Here is a 21,039-nt window from a genome sequence, read left to right on the forward strand (position 1 = left end):
AAAGCGCACGACACGGTAAGACGGGCGCCATCCTTGGGTCTCCATGCGCCAAAGCGGCAGGCGGCGGGCAAGATGAGTGCATGCTGGACGAGACCCTGACGTACGCCCTGATCATGGTCATGAAGACCCACCGCAACCGGATGGCCGCCGCCCTGGCGCCACTGGGCCTGCACGTGGGCCAGGAGTTGCTGCTCAACCAGCTGTGGCGGCAGGACGGCCTGACCCAGGGCGAGCTGATCGCCCGGCTGGGCGTGGAGCCGCCGACCGTCACCAAGACCCTCCAGCGCCTCGAACGCGCCGGCCTCGTCCACCGCTCCCCCGACCCCGACCGCCCGCGGGTGGGCCGCGTCCACCTGACGGAGGCAGGCAGGGCGCTGCGCGAACCGGTCGAGGCGATCTGGGCCAGGACCGACGAAGAACTCCAGCACGGCCTGGACGACACCGAACGCGCCCTGCTGTCCCGCCTCGTACGCGCCATCCCCCAGTAATCCTCTTCACCAAGAGCGAAACCCCCTTGCCTCCAGACACCCGTAGGGACTTAGCTGGCTAATTAGTCGGCTAATCAAGAGAGGCACACCCATGCACGCGTTCATCACCGGCGGCTCCTCCGGCATCGGCGCCGCCACCGCGCTCGCCTACGCCAGGGCCGGCGCGCGGGTCACCATCACCTACAACACCGGTCCCGGCCGCGCCGCAGAGGTCGTCAAGCGCATCGAGGAGGCGGGCGGCCAGGCGGCGGCCGTCCACCTGGACCTGGAGGACCACGCCACCATCGCGCCCGCCGCCGCCCAGGCGGGCCCGGTGGACGCCCTCGTGCTCAACGCCGTCCGCTGGGGCACGATAATGCCCAACAGCATGAGCTTCGAGGACGTCCCCGCCGCCGAATGGACGGCCGCCCTGCACGCGAACGTCGTCGGCAACGCCCTGCTCGTCCAGGCCGTACTGCCAGGAATGCGACAGAACGGCTTCGGGCGGATCGTCTTCGTCTCCTCGGGCGCCGCCGAGGAGGGCCAGCCGGGCCCCGGCCCGTACGGCACCGCCAAGATGGCCCTGCACGGCATGGCCCGCGCCCTGGCCTGGGAGGCCGGCCGGGACGGCGTGCTGGTCAACGTGGCCGTGGCCGGGCTCACGATCACCGAGGCCGAGCGCCCGGTCACCCAGGAGGCCCTCGACCGGATCGCGGCCCGCACGCCGAGCCGCCGGCTCTCGACCGCCGACGACATGGCGGCGCTGATCCATTTCCTCGGATCGGCGGCGAACCGCAACGTCACCGGAGAGTTCGTCCGCGACGGATCCAACGCCGGCAGATCCTCCCACGCCGGCTGATCAAGCACCCGGGTGTGCGAGCACGGAGGCCCGCAACCTAAACTGAGGCATGTGCTGAAGGGCGACGGCCGGCTCGGCCATGACCTGGACCCCCACGACCGCGCACCCAAAGACGCTTGTGGTGTCTTCGGCGTCTGGGCACCAGGCGAGGAAGTTTCCAAACTCACCTACTACGGGCTGTACGCGTTGCAGCACCGCGGCCAGGAGTCCGCGGGCATCGCGGTCAGCGAGGGCAGCCGCATCCTCGTCTACAAGGACATGGGCCTGGTGGCCCAGGTCTTCGACGAGTCGGTGCTGGGCACCCTCCGCGGCCACCTGGCGATCGGCCACTGCCGATACTCCACCACGGGTTCGAGCGTGTGGGAGAACGCGCAGCCGACCCTCAGCTCCACCGAGGTCGGCGGGCTCGCGCTCGCCCACAACGGCAACCTGATCAACACGCCGGAGCTGGCCGAGCGCCTGGCCCCCGGCTCCACCCGGGCGACCACCGACACCGAGGTCCTCGCCTCGCTGCTCGCCCAGGATCGCACGCGTTCCATCGAAGACTCCGCGGCCGAGCTGCTGCCGCAGGTCAAGGGCGCGTACTCGCTGGTGTTCATGGACGAGAAGACGCTCTACGCGGCCCGCGACCCGCAGGGCATCCGCCCGCTGGTCCTGGGCCGCCTGGAGCGCGGCTGGGTGGTGGCCTCGGAGACGGCGGCCCTCGACATCGTGGGCGCCACGTTCGTCCGCGAGATCGAGCCCGGCGAGCTGCTCACCATCGACGAGGACGGCGTCCGGTCCCGCCGCTTCGCCCTGCCCGACCCCAAGGGCTGCCTGTTCGAGTACGTCTACCTCGCCCGCCCCGACACCACGATCGCGGGCCGCGGCGTGCAGGTCACCCGGGTCGAGGTCGGCCGCGTGCTGGCCCGCGAGCACCCGGTCGAGGCCGACCTGGTCATCCCCACGCCCGAGTCCGGCACCCCGGCCGCCGTCGGCTACGCCGAGGAGAGCGGCATCCCCTACGGCCAGGGCCTGGTGAAGAACTCCTACGTGGGCCGCACGTTCATCCAGCCCTCGCAGACCATCCGCCAGCTCGGCATCCGGCTCAAGCTCAACCCGCTGCGCGAGGTCGTCGCGGGCAAGCGCCTGGTGGTCGTCGACGACTCGATCGTGCGCGGCAACACCCAGCGGGCCATCGTCAAGATGCTGCGCGAGGCGGGGGCGCGTGAGGTGCACGTCCGCATCTCCTCGCCGCCCGTGGCCTGGCCGTGCTTCTACGGCATCGACTTCGCGACCCGCGCCGAGCTGATCGCCGGTTCGCTGTCGGTCGAGGAGATCCGGGCCTCGCTGGGCGCCGACTCGCTGGGGTACATCTCCCTGGAGGGCCTGACCAAGGCCACCACCATCCCCGCCGGACGGCTCTGCCGGGCCTGCTTCGACGGCTCGTACCCGATCCCCATCGACCAGGACAACGTGGGCAAGTTCGTGTTGGAGAGCAAAGCGTGAGTACCTACGAGGCCGCCGGCGTCGACATCGAGGCGGGCGAGCGCGCCGTCACCCTGATGAAGGACAAGGTGGCGCGGGCCCGCCGGCCGGAGGTGGTCGACGACGCCAGCGGCTTCGCCGGGCTCTTCGACGCCTCGGCGCTGCTGCGTTACCGGCGTCCGCTGCTCGCCTCCTCCACCGACGGCGTGGGCACCAAGGTCATGATCGCCCAGCGCTACGGCAAGCACGACACGATCGGCATCGACCTGGTCGGCATGGTCCTCGACGACCTCGTGGTCTGCGGCGCCGAGCCGCTGTTCATGACCGACTACATCGCCGTGGGCAAGGTCGTGCCCGAGCGCGTCGCCGAGATCGTCGGCGGCGTGGCCGAGGGCTGCCGGCTGGCCGGCGCGGCGCTGGTCGGCGGCGAGACCGCCGAGCACCCCGGCGCCATGGGCCCCGACGAGTACGACCTGGCCGGAGCCGGCACCGGCGTGGTCGAGGCCGACGCCATGCTGGGCCCCGACCGGGTCCGGGAGGGCGACGTGGTCCTCGCGCTGGCCTCCTCCGGCATCCACTCCAACGGCTACTCGCTGGTGCGGCACGTGCTGCGCGAGGCGTCGCTGTCGCTCGACGTGGTGCTGCCCGAGCTGGGCCGTCCGCTCGGCGAGGAACTGCTGGAGCCGACCCGCGTCTACTCGCTCGACTGCCTCCACCTGGCCCGCACGACCGAGGTGCACGCCTTCGCGCACATCACGGGCGGCGGCCTGGAGGCCAACCTGTCGCGGTCGCTGCCCGGCCACCTCGACGCGCTGCTCGACCGGTCGTCCTGGACCCCGCCGGCGATCTTCGGCGTGCTGGCCGGGCACGGGCAGATCGCCCAGCAGGACATGGACCGTACGTTCAACCTCGGCGTGGGCATGGCGGCCGTGGTGGCGCCCGGCTCGGCCGACGAGGCGATCCGGCTGCTCGGCGAGCGCGGTCTCGACGCGTGGGTGCTGGGCGAGATCGTCCAGGGCTCGGGCCAGGCCCGCTACCGCTGACCCGGAAGGGGGCCGGCTCGGCCCGGCCCCCGTTCAGGCAGGCTTGTGCCGCTGGTAGTGGCGGGCGACGCGCACCCGGTTGCCGCACAGCTCCGGTGAGCACCAGCGCCGCCGGGGGTGGGCGGGCAGGAAGATCATGCGGCACCGGGGCCCCTCGCAGGCCCGGATCCGGCTCGCCGCCGGATCGGTGAGCAGGTCGGCCGCGGCCTCGGCGAGCTGCGCCAGCAGACGGGCGAGCCGGTCGCCGTCCCTGCGCGCGCCCTTGGTGAGCCCCCCGTCCGTGACGTCCAGATGCCCGTACGCGGGCGCGGCGCGCATCGCGTCGTTGATCGCCCCGACCGCCTCGCCGGGCGGCCTCTCCCCCCGGCGCACGGCGTCGACCGCGGCCTCCACGTGCGCCCGCAGCTGCCGGAGCACGCCCAGGTCGTCCGCAGTGAACGGCCCCCGGACCGAGGCCAGCCGGCCCGCCTGACGATCGAGCCACTTCCCGAACATCTCGGGCGTGTCGAGGACGTCGAAGTCCTGGGCCCGGGTGTTCACCAGGTCCAGCGCGAGCGGCTCACCGATCAGGAACTCCATGAGTCCTAATGCTACATCTCCCCCTTGACGCGTTAGAAGCCTGCTCGCTATAACTAACGTATCATTGCGCAAGAAAGGCATTAGGCATGGAGATCCCGCAGATCCGCCACGGCTTCGTGGACGTGGAAGGCGTGCAGGTGTTCTACCGGGAGGCGGGCCCGCGCGACGGCATCCCCGTGCTCCTGCTGCACGGCTTCCCCTCGGCCTCCCACCAGTACAGGCGCCTGATGGACGCCCTGGGCACCCGCTACCGCCTGATCGCGCCGGACTATCCCGGCTTCGGCCACACCGAGGCCCCCGGCGACTTCGTCTACTCCTTCGACCGCCTGGCCGACGTGGTCGAGGGTTTCGTGCAGAAGATCGGGCTCGACCGCTTCGTCTGGTACGCCTTCGACTTCGGCGGCCCCGTCGGCTTCCGCCTGGCCACCAGGCACCCGGAATGGATCGCCGGCCTGATCGTCCAGAACGCCAACGCCTACGACGAGGGCCTGTCGGACCTGGCGCGCACCACCATCCACGCGCCCGCGGAGAGCCTGGGCGACCTGTTCACCCTGCCCGTCACGCGCGGCCAGTACGAGGGCGGCGCGTCGGACGTCTCAGGCGTCGCCCCCGACGGATGGACCCTCGACCAGCACTTCCTGGACCTGCCCGGACGCCGGGAAGCCCAGCTCGCGCTCGCGCTCGACTACCGCTCCAACCTCGCGCTCTACGCCGACTGGCAGGCATGGCTGCGCCGCCACCGGCCGCCCACGCTGATCGTGTGGGGCCGCGACGACGCCTTCTTCCCGGAGCCGGGCGCGCACGCCTACCTGCGGGACCTGCCGGACGCCGAACTGCACGTGCTCGACACCGGGCACTTCGCGCTGGAGGACAAGCTCCCCGAGATCGCACCGCTGGTCGCGGGCTTTCTCGACCGCACGCAAGCGTGACGAAAGCCCCACGGTTACCCGTGGGGCCCGACGCTCATGAACGAGGATCCGGCACATGCCGGACCCTCGGCCACGTCACTCTGAAGAACGGCTATCGGCGACCGGAAGGACGGCCGTCTTCGTCGTCCCCGGAACCGTAGTCATCGGCGTAATCGGCATAGCGATCCGCCAGCTCATCGTTGAGGTCGTCGGCGTCGTCGTTGCCGGAGTCGCTGACCCCGAGTTCGTCGCGCAGACGGTCAAGATCCGTGCCACCGCTGTTGTACTTCAGCTGGCGAGCAACCTTGACCTGCTTGGCCTTTGCTCGGCCGCGCCCCATTGGCTCGACCCCCTCGTGTGGGGTCGTCCCCGACCCCTCGTCGCTAACGCACCACACACTGACGCCGCCTGACTTTGGACGTCAGCCTATCGTTCGCCTATTACCGTACCTGTTTTGTGCCCAGCTCGGTACGTCGTATGGGCGTGGGGCGTCAGCGGCCCAGCCAAATGGCCCTAATACGCCCGACTTCCGACATTCTGCGCTCAGCTAGCCTATCCGCTGCCACAGCCGGTGGAACGCCCTCGTCCGCCGCGATCCCGAAGATCTTCAGAGTCGTGTCGTAGATCTGGGCCGCCTTCGCCCTGGCCCGGTCCATGCTGAAGCCCTCGATCTCGTCGGCGACCTGGATGACGCCGCCGGAGTTCACCACGTAGTCGGGCGCGTACAGGATCCCGCGGTCGGCCAGCTGCTTCTCGACGCCGGGATGCGCGAGCTGGTTGTTGGCCGCGCCACAGACGATCTTCGCCCGCAGACCGGCCACCGTGGCGTCGTCGAGCGCGCCGCCCAGCGCGCAGGGCGCGAAGACGTCGATGTCGGACGCGGTGAGCGCCTGGGCGTCGGCGACCACCTCGACCTCCGGATGCCGCTGGCGCACCCGCTCGACGGCCCGCGGGTCGACGTCGCAGATCACGACCTCGGCGCCGTCCTCGCGCAGGAGGTCGACCAGGCGGTGGCCCACCTTCCCGACCCCTTCGACGCCGACCCGCCTGCCGTGCAGCGACGGCGTGCCGAAGACCCGTTCGGCCGAGGCGCGCATGCCCTGGAAGACGCCGAAAGAGGTCAGGACGGAGGAGTCGCCGGCGCCGCCGTGGGCCAGGGTGCGGCCGGTGACGTGGCGGGACTCGCGGGCGACGACGTCCATGTCCTCGCTGAAGGTGCCGACGTCGCAGGCGGTGATGTAGCGCCCGCCGAGCGACTCGACGAACCTGCCGTAGGCGCGCAGCAGCGCCTCGCTCTTGACCCTGGCCGGGTCGCCGATGATGACGGCCTTGCCCCCGCCGAGGTCGAGGCCGGCCAGGGCGTTCTTGTAGGACATGCCCTTGGCCAGATTGAGCACGTCGGCCAGGGCCGCCTGCTCGTTCTCGTACGGATAGAACCTGGTGCCGCCGAGCGCGGGCCCGAGGGCCGTGCTGTGGACGGCGATGATCGCACGCAGGCCGCTCTGCTCGTCGGCGCAGAAGACGACCTGCTCGTGGACGTCCTTGTGGGACGTGCCGAAGACGTCGGTCACGGTAGTGACTCCCTGTCCGGTCCACCGCTTCTTCGCGGCGGAGGTCACTCTCAGACTAGTAAGCCCAACGGTGCGCGCAGGTGCTCTTCGTGACACGATGCCTCCGTGCTGCCCTATGCCGCCTACCTCCGCGTCTATGAGCCACTGACCGCGTTCGCCGAGTCCGAGCGCAAGCTGTGGGCCGACTACGCCGACTCACGCGACCGTCCGCGCCGGGCGAACGCGCTCAATGCGGAGCACAGCGAGTCGGTCATGCGCCTGCTCGGCATGCCCCCTCAGCCCGTCCCCGCCCAGGAGAGCCCCAATGCCTATCTGCGGCGCGTTGAGGACCGTTTGTACGTATGTCCCTGGCAGACCCGTCTGCGGTCGTGGCTGGCCTTCTCAAGGCTGCGTGGCGCCACTCCCGTGAAGCTGATGGACCGGCTCGTGCCCAAGGCCATCGCCGAGCAGACGGCCGACGACTTCGACCGGTTCAAGCGCCGGGCCGGTTCGTCCGCCTTGCGTACGCACATTCGCACCACGGCGTGGCATGTGCCGTCATCGTGGTTCGTGCCGTTTGATGGGAACGAGCGCTGGCTGGTGCTCGGCTCCTCCACCCCGGGACAGGACGTGACGACCACTACGGGCCGTAACCTCATCTACGTCACCTCCATGGCGCAGGCCAGGAGGCGCGCGGCCCGCGCACTCAACGTGATGCGCCGGCACCTCGGCGACGCGTCGTCCAACTTCGACGTGGAGGACATCGCGCGCTGGCTGGAGGAGTTCCACCCGCACTCGCTGGTCGAGCTCGACTACGGCGGCCTGGTCCACCTGATGAACGACGACGCCCTCCAGGCCGACCAGTCGGTTGCTGAGCTTTCGGCCGCTTTGACCGGTCTGGACACGGGTCAAGAAGAACTTGCCTATGCCATGTACCAGCGCGTCATCCTTCGGTGGAAGTCAATGCAACAGCTGGAATCTGCCAACTGATTCCCAAAACAACCGTCTGACCTGCATGAGTAGGTCACGTCTCGCGGCTGCTCTCTTCTGCGAACTGAGTAGTTTGCCGTTTTCACTGCGATACCACGAACCGTGTCGCTAGAATCACCGAGCGTGACATCGCCACAGGGGCGGGCAGTTGGGTCAAAGAAGGGCTCGCCAATCGCTCTGCGTGGCGGTATGGTCACATCGGGTGATGCCGCATATGGCTCAGAAAAGCCGCACGCTCTGCGCCATAGGGGGACATCCGTGACACGCGCAAAGGCAGTCACAGGATCGCTAAGCCGGTCCACACGGAGGAGAGGCCGCACAAATGTCAGCTCGTACACCCGAGGCCGAGCCGCTGCTCACGCCCGCTGAGGTCGCGACCATGTTCAGGGTCGACCCCAAGACCGTTACGCGGTGGGCCAAGGCGGGCAAGTTGACGTCGATTCGTACCCTCGGCGGTCATCGGCGTTACCGGGAGACCGAGGTTCGCGCACTGCTGGCGGGCATTCCGCAGCAGCGTTCCGAGTAGTCGCAAGGGTCGTCACGAACCTCAGGGGGGTTGAGGGTGGACCAGGTACGCTTGCCCGGTCCACCGACGTGACGTCGCACGGGGAAGTTGGCGTCGCCCGCCCGGCGCCACTCTTCCCCCGCTACGCCAGCTGCTCGCCGGTGAGCACGTCGAGCAGCTCGCCGACCTCGCCGTCGTAGGCGGCGGCCACGCCCAGCAGGGCCACCATGTGGTCGACGAGCATCTTCTCCAGGATCGGCCGCTCGACGTCGCGGTGCTCCAGCCAGTCGAGACCGGCCGTCTCCACGGAGGCGATCCACGAGCGCAGCGTGGTGCGCAGCACCGGGCTCGGCTCCTCGACGCGCATCTGCTTCTGGATGAGGCGGAACAGCCTCCGGCGCACGCCGTCGACGATCTCCCCCACCTCGCCCGCCCGGTTGGCGGGCCCTCCGCGCAGCAGCGCGGCGAAGCCGGCGGCGTGCTCCTCGACGAAGTCGAAGTAACGCCCGAGGCCCGCGGCCAGCTCGTCGAGCGGCCTGCCGCCCTCGGCCGGACGCAACCGCGACTCCAGCTGCTCGGCCGCGCTTCTCAGCGCGGCCACGTAGAGCTCCTGCTTGCCGCCGAAGTAGTGGTAGACGAGCGCCCGCGAGGCGCCTGCCGCGGAGGCGACGTCGTCGATCGAGACGTCCTCGGCGTCACGGGTGCTGAACAGCTCCAGCGCAGCCGCCATGAGCTCCTCGCGACGGCGGTCCACGCTCAACCTTCGGCGTGCGGGGCGTGCCGTCTCGGCTGACTTCCCGGGTGTCACACCTGCACAGTATCCGACGACGTGCCCAATAGCGGACGTGTGGCGAATCGGTCAATATCAGGCTTCCCTAACCCGAAGCCGTACCCTGTGGCTTACTCGATCGTTTGGTGAGACAGGTGCCCATATCCGCATCGCGGGGGAGACACATGTCAGGACCGCCCGTCAACACTTCAACCATCGCCGAGCTCCGCGAGGTAGACCCATTGCCTCGGCCACGACCCACCATCCGCAACGTCGCCGAGCGAGCCGGCGTCTCGAAGTCGCTGGTCTCACTCGTGCTGCGCGGATCCCCGCACGTGAGCGAGCACCGGAGGCAGGCAGTGCTCCAGGCGGCGCGCGAGCTCGGCTACCGGCCGAACGCCGTCGCGCGCAGCCTGGTGGAAGGACGTACACATCTGGTCGGGGCGCTCGTCGCCGACCTGCACAACCCGTTCTACGCCGAGTTCCTCGACGGCCTGCAGGAGAGCCTGCACGGCGACGGGCTGCGCATGCTGATCGGGAACAGCCAGTGGGACCCGGCGTTCGAGGACGAGGCCGTCGAGGCCTTCCTGGAACTCCGGGTCGACGGGCTGGTGCTCTTAGGCATCGCGCCGACCAGCGAGACGCTGATCGAGGCCACCGCCTACACCCCGACCGTCGTCGTAGGGGAACGTGACATCGAGCTCGACGGCGTCGACATCGTGGTCGACGACGACCAACTCGGCGCCCGGCTCGCCATCGACCACCTGGTGAACTTCGGGCACAAGCGGATCGCGCACATCGAGGGCCCCCGTTCCTCGCGCTGCGAGGGCTACCTCGTGGCGATGCGCAGGCATTCGCTGGCCCCGTACATCATGGTCGAGGCGGCGGACGCGACCGAGGAGGGCGGCCGGGCGGCGGCGATCGCCCTGCTGACCCGCGACCCGCGGCCGACGGCCGTGTTCGCGGCCAACGACGTGGTGGCGCTCGGCGTGCTGGCCGCCGCGGCCGAGCTGGGGCTGCGGGTGCCGGACGACCTGTCCGTGGTCGGCTACGACAACACCCACCTGTCGGCCTCACGGCACATCTCGCTCACCTCGGTCGACCAGCCGCGCCGCGCCATGGGCAGGTCGGCGGCCGCACTGCTGAGCGACAGGATCGGCGAGCCGGCCAAGGGCGCCCGGCTGCGCGAGATCCAACCCGAGCTGATCGTGCGCCGCAGCACGGGACCCGTCTGAGGGGATATCTGCCGGTTGCGCTGCCGTTGCGGGCCTTCACCGGGCGCCGCAATGGCACGGCGGGCCAATGCGCAGGTCTCTCGTCAGCAAGCCCGCCCAAAGCCTGGGTCAAGCCGTACGGCAGCGTCGCCGGACGGCGGTTTACTCGTCAGGGTCATGCTAATTGTGGCCGAATCTGGTTCGGTCACGATCTGATCCGGGGGACAGTCATGCGTGATCCAGAACTGGTGTCCTGCGCCCAGCGCGCGGCGGCCGAGCTCGAACGCGCCTGGGGGCACTGGCGCGCGGGCAGGGGGCGGGGCACCGACGTCGGCGCCGAGTCCGTCGCCAGCTACGTGGCGCATTCCCTCGACCATCCGTGGGGCCGCCCCCGCGTCGTCCTCGGCCTCGACGCCGAGGACGCGCGGGAGCTGGCCGCCCTGCTCGAACGGCAGGAGGTTGGCGAGCACGTGTGGTGAAGCGGACGGCGAAACCGCCAGGCGGACCGCCGCAGCGGTCCGGAACCGGCACTTCGGTGGGATCGCGGGCCGACTCGCAGGATTACTGTTGATACGGGCCTGATCGCGTGGCTTCACGTAAGTTGGAGCTCATGCGTGCTCTACCAGCCACCGTCCTCGTCGTCTGCGGCCTGATCGCCTCCGCGTGCGGCGGCACCGAGCCTGGTGGCGTCGCGGCAGGTCAGGCCGCCTCCTCCGCGCAGGCGCCGGCCCAGCCACCCGCCCAGGACGGGCCCACGGAAGGCACGCCCGCGCAGCAGGCGCCGCCCGACGCCAAGCCGCTCAAGGGCAAGATCGTCGTCATCGACCCGGGGCACAACGGCGGCAACTACCGCAACCCGAAGGCCATCAACCGCAAGGTCAACGTGCTGACGCAGTGGAAGGCCTGCGACACGACCGGCACCGCCACCAACAACGGCTACAGCGAGGCCGCCTTCACCTGGGACGTCTCCAACCGCATGGCCAAGATCCTCAAGGGCCGCGGCGCGACCGTCAAGCTGACCAGGTCCGACAACGACAGCGTCGGGCCGTGCATCACCCAGCGGGCCGCGATCGGCAACAAGGCCGGGGCCGACGCCGCCATCTCGGTGCACGCCGACGGCGCCGCCCCGGCGGGCCACGGGTTCCACGTGATCATCCCGAAGAAGATCAACGGCCCGGTGGACAAGGTCGTGGCGCCCTCCACCGAGCTGGGGCTGGCCGTTCGCGACGCCTTCGCCAAGGGCACGGGCCTGCCCTACTCCACCTACGTCGGCAGCAAGGCGCTCAGCTTCCGCAACGACCTCGGCGGCCTCAACCTCTCGACGGTGCCGAAGATCTTCGTCGAGTGCGGCAACATGCGCAACGCGGCCGACGCGGCCAAGTTCCAGGATCCGAAGTTCAGGCAGCGGATCGCATTGGCGCTCGCGAACGGGATGCAGCACTATCTCGAAGCATGATTCCTCGCCCAGAGCTGCTCAGTGATCTTTCCGGCTCCTTCGAGCTGACCTCGGGCGCGACCGTCGCCGGTCCGTACGCGGACGCGGTACGTCGCGCGCTGCCCCTTCTCGACCTGCGCCCGGGAGACTCGGGCGAGATCGAGGTACGCCAGGATCCCGCGCTCGGCGAGGAGGCCTACCGGCTGACCACCGGGTCACGTGGGGTCGAGATCGTCGCCGGCGGGGCGGCGGGCGCGTTCTACGCCGCGCAGTCGTTGCACCAGTTGCTGCCGGACGCCTCCTACCGGTTCGCCGCCCGCGCGTCGTGGCCCGTTCCCGGGGTGCGGGTCGAGGACGCGCCGCGGTTCGCCTGGCGGGGGCTGCACCTCGACGTGGCCCGGCATTTCTCCCCCAAGCGGGAGGTGCTCCGGCTGATCGACCTGATGGCCGTGCACAAGCTGAACCGGCTGCACCTCCACCTGGTCGACGACCAGGGCTGGCGGGTGGAGAGCCGGGCGTACCCGCTGCTGCACGAGGTGTCCTCGCACCGGCCGCGCACGGCCACCAACTACTACCGGGAGCCGGAGGCGTACGACGACATCCCGCACGGCGGCTACTACACGCTGGAGGACCTGGCCGAGATCGGCGCGTACGCGCGGTCCAGGTTCGTCACGGTGGTGCCCGAGATCGACGTGCCGGGGCACGCCTCGGCGATCCTGGCCGCCTACCCGGCGTTCGGCGCCACCGGCGAGCCCTACGACGTGCTCGACCGGTGGGGCATCTCGCCGGCGATCCTGTCGCCGCTGCCGCCGACCGTCGAGTTCCTGATCACGGTCTTCGACGAGATCATCGGCGCGCTGGGCGAGGTGCCCTTCTTCCACATCGGCGGCGACGAGGTCGTGCTCGACCACTGGGCGCAGTCGGCGCAGATCACCGCCTACCGCGAGTCGCTGGGGCTGTCCACGGTGCCCGACCTGCAGGCGTGGTTCCTGCGCGAGCTGGCCGACGCCCTCGCCGAGCGCGGCGCTCGGGCCGTGGTGTGGGACGAGGCGTTCGTCAGCGGCGGGCTGCGCCAGGACACCGTGGTCATGCCGTGGCGTGGCATGGGCGTCGGGCGGCGCGCCGCCGCGGCCGGCCACGACGTGGTCGCCACTCCGGTGTTCCCGCTCTACTTCGACTACGCCGAGGCGGCCTCCGCCGACGAGCCGATGGCCATCGGCGACACCACCACGGTGGCCGACGTGGCCGCGTTCGACCCGGCCCCCGCCGACTGGACGGACGAGGAGCGGGCGCGCGTCATGGGCGTGCAGGCCCAGCTCTGGACCGAGCGCGTGCCCGACCCCCGGACCGTCGACTACCGGCTCTGGCCGCGGTCGTGCGCGCTGGCGGAGGTGGCCTGGGCCGGCTCGGGCGGCGACGGGTTCGCCGGGCGGCTGGAGGGGCACCTGCGGCGGCTCGACGCGATCGGCGTGGAGTACCGGCCGGCGGCGGGCCCGCACCCGTGGCAGCGACGGCGTCCGCACCGGCCGAGCGGCGTGCGGGTGAACGAGGTGATGGAGCGCATCGACGCCATGACGCACGACGCGGAGTCGACCAGGCCGAGCGTCTGACCGGTGGTCACATGGGCGCGGGGCGGTCGTTGAGTATGCGCTGGAACAGCACGTGGTCCTGCCACTCGCCGTCGATGCTGACGGCGCTGGGGGCCAGGCCGTACTGCTCGAAACCGGCCTTGCGCAGGACCGCCTGCGAGGCCTTGTTGTGCAGGAGCGTGCCGGCCTCGACGCGGTGCAGGCTCAGGTCCTCGTCGGCGGCCCGGCACGCCGCCAGCACCGCCTTGGTGGCCAGCCCCCGCCCGTTGTACGCGGCGTCCACCCAGTAGCCCAGCGACGCGCTCTGGGCGGCGCCCCGGATGATGCTGTTCAGGTTCATCCTGCCCACGACGCGGTCGCCGTCCGTGAGCACCCACGGCATCACGAAGCCGGCCGCACGGTCCTCGGCCAGTCGTTCGAGGCGTGCGGCCTGGCCCGCGGCGGTGAAGAAGTCGGCCGGCCTGCGGGGCTCCCAGGGGCGCAGGAAGTCGCGGTTGCGGCGGTAGGCGTCGGCCAGCGCCTGTGCGTCGGACCTGGCGACGGCGCGCATAACGACGTCGTCGGTGAGCTTCACCTCGGCATTGATCACGATTCCACGATAGGGGGGAGCCCTAGGCGGTGCGGCCGATCGCCTCGGTGACGGAGGACAGGCCGTGGCGGCGCACCCGGCGGGCGAGCTGCCGGTGGATGCGGGCGGCCCACAGCGGGCCGCCGTAGATCCAGCCGGTGTACCCCTGGACCAGGGTGGCCCCGGCCAGCAGGCGCTCCCAGACGTCGTCGACGTCCTCGACGCCGCCCACGGAGACCAGTGTGAGGCGGTCGCCGACCTTGGCGCGCAGCCGCCGCAGCACCTCCAGCGAACGGCCCTTGAGCGGACGCCCGGACAGGCCGCCGGTCTCGCCGCCGTGCCTGATGGTGGTGTTGGTCGCGATGATGCCGTCGAGGCCCAGCTCCACGGCCAGGTCGGCGACCGCGTCGACGTCTTCGTCGGCCAGGTCGGGGGCGATCTTCACCAGCAGCGGCGTACGGCGCGGCGTCGCGTCGGCGACCTCCTTGACCGCGGTCAGCAGCGGGCGCAGCAGCTCGACCGCCTGGAGGTTGCGCAGGCCGGGCGTGTTGGGCGAGCTGACGTTGACCACCAGGTAGTCGGCCAGCGGGGCCAGCTCCCTGGCGCCGGCCACGTAGTCGGCCACCGCCTCGGACTCCGGCACCACCTTGGTCTTGCCGATGTTCACCCCGACCACGACCGGCACCCCGCGCGTACGACGCAGCCGCCGGGCGGCGGCGCGGGCCCCGGAGTTGTTGAAGCCCATCCGGTTGATCACCGCCCGCTGCCCCACCAGCCGGAACAGCCGCGGTCGCGGGTTGCCGGGCTGGGCGTGCGCGGTGATGGTGCCGACCTCGACGTGGCCGAAGCCGAGCGCGGCGATCGCCTCGGCGCAGGCCGCGTCCTTGTCGAACCCGGCGGCCAGCCCGAACGGACCGGGGAAGTGCACGCCGAACGCGGTCACCCGCAGGACCGGGTCGTGCGGGGCGAACGCTCGGTGGAGCAGCCGCTTGAGCAGGGGCAGCCGGGCGAGCACGGCCAGGCCCGTAACGGTGAGACGGTGCACGGCCTCGGCGTCGAAACGCCGCAAGACCTGCGTGAACACGAGGCGATACATCACGGGTCAGGCTACCAATCCCGCCTCGTGGGCGATGATCGCGGCCTGGACGCGGTTGCGCACGTCGAGCCGGGTCAGGATCGTGCTCACGTACGCCTTCACCGTGCCCTCCACGATGTGCATCCGCTTGGCGATCTCCGCGTTCGACAGGCCCGCGCCGAGCAGGGCGAGGACCTCCCGCTCGCGGTCGGTGAGCGCGCCGACGCGGTCGCGGGCCTCGGCCTCGCGGGCCATCCGGCCGCCGGCGAGCTGGGCGATCACGCGCTGGGCCACCTTGGGCGACAGGTACGCCGCGCCGTCGGCGACCGCGTGGATGCCGGCGATCAGCTCGCGCGGGTCGCCGGACTTGAGCAGGAACCCGGCGGCCCCCACCTCCAGCGCCCTGGCGATGTAGTCGTCCTCGCCGAACGTGGTCAACATCACCACGGCCGTGGCGGGCGCGACGCGGCGCAGCTCGGCCGCGGCGGCCAGGCCGTCGAGGCGCGGCATGCGGATGTCCAGCAGCGCGACGTCGGGACGGTGGCCGATGGCCAGGTCGACGGCCTGTCTGCCGTCGCCGGCCTCGGCGACCACCTCCAGGGACGGGTCGGAGTCGAGGATCGCCTTGACCCCGGCCCGGATCATGGCCTCGTCGTCGGCAAGAAGTACGCGGATCACGCCCTCTATATTGCCGACATGGCACAAGTGAAGGTTTACGGGCGTCGTGACGTGTGGGGCGGACGGCAGCGGGAGATCTCGGACCTGCTGCAGTCGTGCCTGGTGAGCGCGTGGGGCGTGCCCGAGGAGAAGCGGTTCCACCGGTTCCTGCTGCTGGACGCCGACGACTTCGTCTGCCCCGGGCGCAGCGCGAACTACCTGATCATCGAGGTCGTGTGCTTCACGGGACGCAGCGACGACGCCAAGCGCGCGCTGATCCGGTCGATCTACGAAAAGTCGGGATACGACCCCGAGGACGTGGAGATCACGATCATTGAGATGCCCAAGGTGAACTGGGGGATCCGGGGCGTCCCGGCCGACGAACTGACGCTGTCGTACAAGGTGGAGGTCTAGCGTCAAGGATGGCCTGGGGCGGGCGGTATGGTCCGAGTCATGAGCACTCACTATGACGTCGTCGTTCTCGGCGCGGGTCCGGGAGGATACACGGCCGCCGTCCGCGCCGCCCAGCTCGGGCTGCGTACCGCGGTCGTCGAGGAGAAGTACTGGGGTGGCGTCTGCCTGAACGTGGGCTGCATCCCGTCCAAGGCGCTGCTGCGCAACGCCGAGCTGGCCCACATCTTCCACAACGAGGCCAAGACGTTCGGCATCAGCGGCGAGGTGAGCTTCGACTACGGCGCGGCCTTCCAGCGCAGCCGCAAGGTGGCCGACGGCCGGGTCAAGGGCGTTCACTACCTGATGAAGAAGAACGCCATCACCGAGTACGACGGGCGCGGCACCTTCCTCGACGCCAACACCCTGCAGGTCAACGATGAGACGATCACGTTCGACCACTGCATCATCGCGGCCGGGGCCACCACCAGGCTGATCCCGGGCACGCAGTTGTCGGAGCGGGTGGTGACGTACGAGGAGCAGATCCTCACCGAGAACCTGCCGCGCAGCATCATCATCGCGGGCGCGGGCGCGATCGGCGTGGAGTTCGCGTACGTGCTGCACAACTACGGCGTCAAGGTGACGATCGTGGAGTTCCTCGACCGGGTCGTGCCGCTGGAGGACGAAGAGGTCTCGGCCGAGCTGGCCAAGCGCTACAAGCGGCTCGGCATCGAGGTGCTGACCTCGACCCGCGTCGACAGCATCGAGGACACCGGCGGCTCGGTCAAGGTCACCGTCACCCGCGACGGCCAGACCCAGGTGCTCGAGGCCGACAAGGTCATGCAGGCCATCGGCTTCCAGCCGCGCGTCGACGGCTACGGCCTGGAGAAGACCGGCGTGCAGCTCACCGAGCGCGGCGCGATCGCCGTCGACGGCCGCTGCCGCACGAACGTGCCCCACATCTTCGCCATCGGCGACGTCACCGCCAAGCTCATGCTGGCCCACGCCGCCGAGTCGATGGGCATCATCGCCGCCGAGACCATCGGCGCCGCCGAGACCATGGAGCTCGACTATGTGATGATCCCGCGGGCCACGTACTGCCAGCCGCAGGTGGCCAGCTTCGGCTACACCGAGGCGCAGGCCCGCGACCTGGGCTACGACGTCAAGGTGGCCAAGTTCCCCTTCACGGCCAACGGCAAGGCCCACGGCCTGGGCGACACCGCCGGGTTCGTCAAGATCATCAGTGACAACACCCACGGCGAGCTGCTCGGCGCCCACCTGATCGGCCCCGAGGTCACCGAGCTGCTGCCCGAGCTCACGCTGGCCCAGCAGTGGGACCTGACCGTGCACGAGGTCGCGCGCAACGTGCACGCGCACCCGACGCTCGGCGAAGCGGTCAAGGAGGCGATCCACGGCCTCGCGGGCCACATGATCAACATGTGATCCCGTCGCGCGGATGCGCATCCCGGTGCTCGTCCATCGGGATGCATCCGGCCGGGTCAGACCCAGACGTACAGGGCGACGCCCAGCAGTGCCACGGCCAGCGCCGAGGCCCAGCCGCGCAGCGTGTTCCACCGGGTCCAGCGCGGCGCGTACGCCTGCCAGGCCAGCTCGCCCGCCTCCAGGGCGTTGTTCATCGGCACGTTGATCGCGGCCGTGACGGCGATCGAGCCCAGGAAGTAGACGACGGCCGCCGCGAACGCGAGCATCGCCGGCCCGCCGTCCCCGCCGATCAGCAGGAACACGCCGGCGAGCAGCGAGGCCACGGGCGCGAGCATGAACGTCGACAGGAACGCCGGGTTCAGGATCTTCTTGTTCATGCTGCGCATGGCCGCCGCCGCGCCCTCCTCCCCCACGGCGTCGAGGCCAGGCATGACCGAGGTGGAGAAGGCGAAGAACACGCCCGCCATCAGCCCGTTCAGGACGAGGGCGAGCACCGAGGAGCCGACCGCGAGTACGCTCACGTCCCTATGATCCCTTAAGTCACAGTTGTCCGGTAACGACGGGCCTTCCGCGATTCTCATTGAACGTTCATGTATTCCTGAGATGTCTCTGAGACCGGGGGCACAACGTGGTGCCCGTGCCTCCAACGAACGCGCAAACTCGGATCGGACGGCTCGGCGCCGTCACGGTACGCCTGGGACTCTTCGGGCTGGTCGCGCTGGGCATCCTGGGCGCCGGCCTGGAGCTGGCCTTCGAACGCCACTGGCAGTCCTGGCAGCAGTTCGTCCCGTGGGTGGCGCTGCTGGCGCTCGGGGCCGCGCTCGTGCTGCTCGCCCTGGACGCCTCGCCCCCGACGCTCAAGGTCGTCCGCGGGATCGCGCTGGTGGTGCTGCTCGCCTCCGCCTACGGCGTGTACGCGCACATCTCGGCCAACCATGACGTGGGCGCCTTCGACCCGCGCTACGCCGACACCTGGCAGACCCTCTCGCCCCTCACCCAATGGTGGTACGCGCTGACCAAGTCCGTCGGCCCGGCCCCGCCGCTCGCGCCCGGCATGCTCGCCCAGAGCGCGCTCCTCCTGCTGCTGACCACCCTGGCCCCCGCCAGGGCCAGGGAGAACGTCTGATCACACCCCGCACGCGGCCCGCACGTCGGCGACGAGCCGTTCGGCGGCGGTCACCGTACGGGTGATCTCCTCCGGCGTGCCGCCGACGGAGGCGAGCAGCGCCTGGGCCCGCTCGCCGAACCCGGCGGGCGCCGAGGGCAGCCGGTCGGCGGCGGCGACCATGCCCTTCTCGTTGATCAGCCAGGCGCCGTCGGCCGCGTGCAGGGCGTGGCAGGCGACGCCGATCGCGCGGAACAGCGCCCCGGCGGCGTACGCCGGGTCCCGCCCGGCGGCGCCGTACCTGGCGGTCGTCAGCGAGAAGCCGGCCTCCCACAACCCCTGGACCAGCGCCTGGCGCAGCGCGGGCGGGTAGGCGGCCGTCTCGGCGCGCAGGGCCGCCAGCTCGCCGGACGGGTCGGCCAGCACCTTGCACAGCGCGACCTCGCCCGCGTAGGCGTGGGAGTAGAAGCCCAGCGGGTGGCCCGGCTGGATGCCGATCTCGTACCGTCCGGCGCGGCAGTCGTGCCAGACGCGGCGCACCCGGTCGAGGTCGCGGTAGATCCAGTCCACCCGCCACCCCTCGACGGTGAGCCAGCCGCCGCCGTCGACCCACGGGCCCCAGCCGCCGGGCTCGGTCACCTCGGTCGGCTCGCCGGTCGTCTCCAGGGCGAGGGCGCGCAGGTCGCCGACGGCGAGCGGCCCCCGGTAGTACAGGCCCAGATCGATGTCGGAGTCGGGCCGGTGCGTGCCGCGCGCCCGGCTCCCGCCGAGCGCGACGGCCACCACGCCGGGCACCTCGGCCAGCTTCGCCGCGATCTCCCGCAGCCGTTCGTCACGCATGCCAGTCCGCCATCCGTCCAACCTACCGAAGGCTCAAATCGCATATTTCCGAACCACTCCGGCATTTTCCGCGTCACACTCATGCACAGCCCGGTGTGTGATCCACGAGACTGGAGAGACCGAAGTGGCGTCAGGTCGCAAACTCGTTGCCATGGCCGTGATGACGGCCGCCGCGCTCACCACGGGAGGAGCCGTGGCCCGGGGCGAGGCCCGCCCGGCCGCCGCCACGGTCCGGGAGCCGACCCCCGTGACCACCACCGCCTTGACCACCACCGCCTTGACCGCCACCACCCCCGCCGCCGCCGAGCCCACCTGCATGCGGGTCAAGGGCGCCGAGGTGTGCGTGGGCCCGGACGGCAGCGACCGGCCGGGCATCTGGGTCGAGGACACCCGCAACGACAAGCTGCACGCCGCCGTCGAGTACCACCTGAACGAGTACCTGGGCACCAAGTACGTCATCCACAACCTGGGCGGCAAGGGCGAGATCCGGGGCAACCGCGAGATCGGCAAGACCGTGACGTTCCGGGCCGCCGTGTACGAGGGCAACCACCGCGTCAAGGTGGGCCGCTGGAAGACCGTCCGTAACCTCACCAAATACCCGGTCAAGCGCGACACCGGCGTCACCCCGGCCGCCGCGCGGGGCCGTTCGGAGTTGTGCTCGTTCACCAAGGGCGGGGCGAGCGTGTGCTTCCACGAGCGCGACACGTACGTCTTCGCCTGCGACACCAGGGCCGACGAGTACCAGGCGCGCGCCGAGTACTTCGTGGCCGGCGACCCGACCGCCCGGTACGAGATCCACCAGCTCGCCGGCCTCAACACCTGCGGCAAGGCCGAGCACGGCGACCAGTCGATCAGCATGTTCCGCGCGTCGGTCTACAACGGCTCGCACCGGGTCGCGACGCGGCAGTACAAATACAACTAGCTTGCAAGCGGCCCCGCAAGCCGGTTGAAATCGGGCCAATGCACTGTGTGGTCATCCCAGAGAGGAAGGAACCCCCTCGATGACCGCCTCCCGTACCGCCGCCGTCCTGACCGGTGTCGCCGCCGCAGCCCTGGTCGCGCTCGCCTCCTCCCCCGCCCAGGCCGCCTCGGCCGCTCCGTGGGGTCCCTACTACGCCCCTGGGCACGCCGCCAAGGCGACCGGCTCGCTGAGCGCGACCGGCGAGGACCACGCCGACCTGCCGACCGCCGACGTGGTGCGGATCTCCGGCAAGCTGACCGACCGCACCCGCAAGGACTCCTCCTGCGGCTGGGCGGTGTTCCGCATCACCTACCGCGACGGGAGCAACCTGCCCAACAAGGAGCGCAGCATCCGTAACTGCTCCTCCAGCTCCGCCAAGCGGTTCTCCTTCGAGTACCGCGACGTCTACCAGGTCGAGCTGAAGGTCTGCGCCGAGGGCAAAGGCTCCAAGCCGTCCCTGAACTGCCTGTACGCCGGCACCTGGAAGACCCTCTACCTGTCGAAGTGACGACCCCCGGCGGCGTCCCGCCCATCCAGAACTCCACCAGCCCGGCCAGCCCGCGGAACAGCGCCTGCCGGAAGCGTTCTGGGCTGCCGTCGTCGGCGACCACCCGCAGGCCGAGCG

At 70.6% G+C, this 21,039-nt stretch carries 25 protein-coding genes and 1 pseudogene; 16 read left to right on the top strand and 10 right to left on the bottom strand.

The window, feature by feature from the left end; all coding sequences use genetic code 11:
• Positions 1-80: 80 nt before the first annotated feature.
• The 4 genes from ABZ444_RS45330 (at position 81) to purM (ending at position 3,836) form a co-directional block, all read left to right on the top strand.
• Positions 81-488: a MarR family transcriptional regulator gene (locus ABZ444_RS45330; protein WP_358010439.1), complete on the top strand. Its 408-nt coding sequence runs from the start codon at positions 81-83 to the stop codon at positions 486-488.
• A gap of 91 nt (positions 489-579) precedes the next feature.
• Entirely contained in the window at positions 580-1,326 is a 747-nt protein-coding gene (locus tag ABZ444_RS45335) for an SDR family NAD(P)-dependent oxidoreductase (protein ID WP_358010440.1), read from the top strand.
• Between the two features lie 51 nt (positions 1,327-1,377).
• Entirely contained in the window at positions 1,378-2,814 is a 1,437-nt protein-coding gene (purF, locus tag ABZ444_RS45340) for an amidophosphoribosyltransferase (RefSeq protein ID WP_352320467.1), read from the top strand.
• Complete coding sequence (purM, locus tag ABZ444_RS45345) at positions 2,811-3,836, top strand: phosphoribosylformylglycinamidine cyclo-ligase (protein ID WP_358010441.1); 1,026 nt, start codon at positions 2,811-2,813, stop codon at positions 3,834-3,836. Before purF ends, purM begins: the two co-directional genes overlap by 4 nt.
• Positions 3,837-3,869: 33 nt before the next feature.
• Here the strand turns inward: purM and ABZ444_RS45350 are convergent, their stop codons facing one another.
• Entirely contained in the window at positions 3,870-4,415 is a 546-nt protein-coding gene (locus ABZ444_RS45350) for a CGNR zinc finger domain-containing protein (RefSeq protein WP_358010442.1), read from the bottom strand.
• An 86-nt stretch (positions 4,416-4,501) separates the two neighbouring features.
• Here ABZ444_RS45350 and ABZ444_RS45355 point away from each other — a divergent pair, with 86 nt between their 5' ends.
• On the top strand, positions 4,502-5,344 hold the full coding sequence (locus ABZ444_RS45355; RefSeq protein WP_358010443.1) for an alpha/beta hydrolase: 843 nt from the start codon (positions 4,502-4,504) through the stop codon (positions 5,342-5,344).
• Between the two features lie 91 nt (positions 5,345-5,435).
• Here the strand turns inward: ABZ444_RS45355 and ABZ444_RS45360 are convergent, their stop codons facing one another.
• Positions 5,436-5,663: a DUF3073 domain-containing protein gene (locus ABZ444_RS45360; protein ID WP_358010444.1), complete on the bottom strand. Its 228-nt coding sequence runs from the start codon at positions 5,661-5,663 to the stop codon at positions 5,436-5,438.
• A gap of 151 nt (positions 5,664-5,814) precedes the next feature.
• Entirely contained in the window at positions 5,815-6,894 is a 1,080-nt protein-coding gene (locus tag ABZ444_RS45365) for a Glu/Leu/Phe/Val dehydrogenase dimerization domain-containing protein (protein WP_358010445.1), read from the bottom strand.
• Positions 6,895-6,999: 105 nt separating this feature from the next.
• Here ABZ444_RS45365 and ABZ444_RS45370 point away from each other — a divergent pair, with 105 nt between their 5' ends.
• The gene (locus tag ABZ444_RS45370) at positions 7,000-7,863 is read left to right on the top strand and encodes a hypothetical protein (RefSeq protein WP_358010446.1); all 864 of its coding nucleotides are present in this window, start codon (positions 7,000-7,002) and stop codon (positions 7,861-7,863) included.
• 322 nt (positions 7,864-8,185) lie between these two features.
• Positions 8,186-8,389 carry a developmental transcriptional regulator BldC gene (gene bldC / locus ABZ444_RS45375; protein WP_013133571.1) on the top strand — a complete coding sequence of 68 codons (204 nt, stop codon included), beginning with the start codon at positions 8,186-8,188 and terminating at the stop codon, positions 8,387-8,389.
• 121 nt (positions 8,390-8,510) lie between these two features.
• Here the strand turns inward: bldC and ABZ444_RS45380 are convergent, their stop codons facing one another.
• Complete coding sequence (locus ABZ444_RS45380) at positions 8,511-9,122, bottom strand: TetR/AcrR family transcriptional regulator (RefSeq protein ID WP_352320454.1); 612 nt, start codon at positions 9,120-9,122, stop codon at positions 8,511-8,513.
• A 257-nt stretch (positions 9,123-9,379) separates the two neighbouring features.
• Here ABZ444_RS45380 and ABZ444_RS45385 point away from each other — a divergent pair, with 257 nt between their 5' ends.
• The 4 genes from ABZ444_RS45385 to ABZ444_RS45400 all read left to right on the top strand — a co-directional run bounded on the left by ABZ444_RS45385 (position 9,380) and on the right by ABZ444_RS45400 (position 13,396).
• Entirely contained in the window at positions 9,380-10,372 is a 993-nt protein-coding gene (locus ABZ444_RS45385) for a LacI family DNA-binding transcriptional regulator (RefSeq protein ID WP_358010448.1), read from the top strand.
• A gap of 209 nt (positions 10,373-10,581) precedes the next feature.
• Positions 10,582-10,830, top strand: coding sequence for a hypothetical protein (locus tag ABZ444_RS45390; protein ID WP_125645653.1), 249 nt, complete (start codon positions 10,582-10,584; stop codon positions 10,828-10,830).
• A gap of 131 nt (positions 10,831-10,961) precedes the next feature.
• Positions 10,962-11,807: an N-acetylmuramoyl-L-alanine amidase gene (locus ABZ444_RS45395; RefSeq protein WP_358010449.1), complete on the top strand. Its 846-nt coding sequence runs from the start codon at positions 10,962-10,964 to the stop codon at positions 11,805-11,807.
• The gene (locus ABZ444_RS45400; RefSeq protein ID WP_358010450.1) at positions 11,804-13,396 is read left to right on the top strand and encodes a beta-N-acetylhexosaminidase; all 1,593 of its coding nucleotides are present in this window, start codon (positions 11,804-11,806) and stop codon (positions 13,394-13,396) included. The genes ABZ444_RS45395 and ABZ444_RS45400 overlap by 4 nt, the downstream gene beginning before the upstream one ends.
• A gap of 7 nt (positions 13,397-13,403) precedes the next feature.
• Here the strand turns inward: ABZ444_RS45400 and ABZ444_RS45405 are convergent, their stop codons facing one another.
• The 3 genes from ABZ444_RS45405 to ABZ444_RS45415 are packed head-to-tail and all read right to left on the bottom strand — an operon-like array spanning position 13,404 to position 15,696.
• Complete coding sequence (locus ABZ444_RS45405; RefSeq protein ID WP_358010451.1) at positions 13,404-13,964, bottom strand: GNAT family N-acetyltransferase; 561 nt, start codon at positions 13,962-13,964, stop codon at positions 13,404-13,406.
• Positions 13,965-13,986: 22 nt separating this feature from the next.
• Positions 13,987-15,039 (bottom strand): quinone-dependent dihydroorotate dehydrogenase, encoded by a 1,053-nt coding sequence (locus ABZ444_RS45410; RefSeq protein WP_358010453.1) that lies wholly within the window; start codon positions 15,037-15,039, stop codon positions 13,987-13,989.
• 6 nt (positions 15,040-15,045) lie between these two features.
• Positions 15,046-15,696 carry a response regulator transcription factor gene (locus ABZ444_RS45415; protein WP_358010454.1) on the bottom strand — a complete coding sequence of 217 codons (651 nt, stop codon included), beginning with the start codon at positions 15,694-15,696 and terminating at the stop codon, positions 15,046-15,048.
• A gap of 18 nt (positions 15,697-15,714) precedes the next feature.
• Here ABZ444_RS45415 and ABZ444_RS45420 point away from each other — a divergent pair, with 18 nt between their 5' ends.
• Positions 15,715-16,089 carry a tautomerase family protein gene (locus ABZ444_RS45420; RefSeq protein WP_352361002.1) on the top strand — a complete coding sequence of 125 codons (375 nt, stop codon included), beginning with the start codon at positions 15,715-15,717 and terminating at the stop codon, positions 16,087-16,089.
• A 39-nt stretch (positions 16,090-16,128) separates the two neighbouring features.
• Positions 16,129-17,508, top strand: a complete 1,380-nt coding sequence (lpdA, locus tag ABZ444_RS45425; RefSeq protein ID WP_358010455.1) for a dihydrolipoyl dehydrogenase — start codon at positions 16,129-16,131, stop codon at positions 17,506-17,508.
• A 56-nt stretch (positions 17,509-17,564) separates the two neighbouring features.
• Here the strand turns inward: lpdA and ABZ444_RS45430 are convergent, their stop codons facing one another.
• Positions 17,565-18,029 (bottom strand): anthrone oxygenase family protein, encoded by a 465-nt coding sequence (locus tag ABZ444_RS45430; protein ID WP_358010456.1) that lies wholly within the window; start codon positions 18,027-18,029, stop codon positions 17,565-17,567.
• A gap of 116 nt (positions 18,030-18,145) precedes the next feature.
• Here ABZ444_RS45430 and ABZ444_RS45435 point away from each other — a divergent pair, with 116 nt between their 5' ends.
• Positions 18,146-18,634, top strand: coding sequence for a hypothetical protein (locus ABZ444_RS45435; RefSeq protein WP_358010457.1), 489 nt, complete (start codon positions 18,146-18,148; stop codon positions 18,632-18,634).
• Here ABZ444_RS45435 and ABZ444_RS45440 read toward each other — a convergent pair whose 3' ends face one another.
• On the bottom strand, positions 18,635-19,453 hold the full coding sequence (locus tag ABZ444_RS45440) for a nucleotidyltransferase domain-containing protein (RefSeq protein ID WP_358010458.1): 819 nt from the start codon (positions 19,451-19,453) through the stop codon (positions 18,635-18,637).
• 151 nt (positions 19,454-19,604) lie between these two features.
• Here ABZ444_RS45440 and ABZ444_RS45445 point away from each other — a divergent pair, with 151 nt between their 5' ends.
• Together ABZ444_RS45445 and ABZ444_RS45450 are read left to right on the top strand one after the other, a co-directional pair.
• Positions 19,605-20,375, top strand: a complete 771-nt coding sequence (locus ABZ444_RS45445) for a hypothetical protein (RefSeq protein WP_358010460.1) — start codon at positions 19,605-19,607, stop codon at positions 20,373-20,375.
• A gap of 79 nt (positions 20,376-20,454) precedes the next feature.
• A complete protein-coding gene (locus ABZ444_RS45450; protein WP_358010461.1) occupies positions 20,455-20,922 on the top strand; it encodes a hypothetical protein in 468 nt (155 codons plus the stop codon).
• 22 nt (positions 20,923-20,944) lie between these two features.
• On the opposite strand, the pseudogene ABZ444_RS45455 reads toward ABZ444_RS45450, so the two are convergent.
• A pseudogene (locus ABZ444_RS45455) lies at positions 20,945-21,039 on the bottom strand (RDD family protein); the annotation flags it as partial.

Origin of the sequence: Nonomuraea sp. NPDC005730 (genome assembly GCF_040630865.1) — a bacterium.
Lineage (GTDB): Bacteria > Actinomycetota > Actinomycetes > Streptosporangiales > Streptosporangiaceae > Nonomuraea.

Bases quoted from the DNA above. Each gene is read 5' to 3' on its own strand.
- bldC (WP_013133571.1), top strand. From the start codon at position 8,186: ATGTCAGCTCGTACACCCGAGGCCGAGCCGCTGCTCACGCCCGCTGAG.
- ABZ444_RS45355 (WP_358010443.1), top strand. From the start codon at position 4,502: ATGGAGATCCCGCAGATCCGCCACGGCTTCGTGGACGTGGAAGGCGTG.
- ABZ444_RS45390 (WP_125645653.1), top strand. From the start codon at position 10,582: ATGCGTGATCCAGAACTGGTGTCCTGCGCCCAGCGCGCGGCGGCCGAG.
- ABZ444_RS45350 (WP_358010442.1), bottom strand. From the start codon at position 4,415: ATGGAGTTCCTGATCGGTGAGCCGCTCGCGCTGGACCTGGTGAACACC.
- lpdA (WP_358010455.1), top strand. From the start codon at position 16,129: ATGAGCACTCACTATGACGTCGTCGTTCTCGGCGCGGGTCCGGGAGGA.
- ABZ444_RS45440 (WP_358010458.1), bottom strand. From the start codon at position 19,453: ATGCGTGACGAACGGCTGCGGGAGATCGCGGCGAAGCTGGCCGAGGTG.
- ABZ444_RS45335 (WP_358010440.1), top strand. From the start codon at position 580: ATGCACGCGTTCATCACCGGCGGCTCCTCCGGCATCGGCGCCGCCACC.
- ABZ444_RS45445 (WP_358010460.1), top strand. From the start codon at position 19,605: ATGGCCGTGATGACGGCCGCCGCGCTCACCACGGGAGGAGCCGTGGCC.
- ABZ444_RS45400 (WP_358010450.1), top strand. From the start codon at position 11,804: ATGATTCCTCGCCCAGAGCTGCTCAGTGATCTTTCCGGCTCCTTCGAG.
- ABZ444_RS45410 (WP_358010453.1), bottom strand. From the start codon at position 15,039: ATGTATCGCCTCGTGTTCACGCAGGTCTTGCGGCGTTTCGACGCCGAG.
- ABZ444_RS45360 (WP_358010444.1), bottom strand. From the start codon at position 5,663: ATGGGGCGCGGCCGAGCAAAGGCCAAGCAGGTCAAGGTTGCTCGCCAG.
- ABZ444_RS45330 (WP_358010439.1), top strand. From the start codon at position 81: ATGCTGGACGAGACCCTGACGTACGCCCTGATCATGGTCATGAAGACC.
- ABZ444_RS45395 (WP_358010449.1), top strand. From the start codon at position 10,962: ATGCGTGCTCTACCAGCCACCGTCCTCGTCGTCTGCGGCCTGATCGCC.
- ABZ444_RS45420 (WP_352361002.1), top strand. From the start codon at position 15,715: ATGGCACAAGTGAAGGTTTACGGGCGTCGTGACGTGTGGGGCGGACGG.
- ABZ444_RS45450 (WP_358010461.1), top strand. From the start codon at position 20,455: ATGACCGCCTCCCGTACCGCCGCCGTCCTGACCGGTGTCGCCGCCGCA.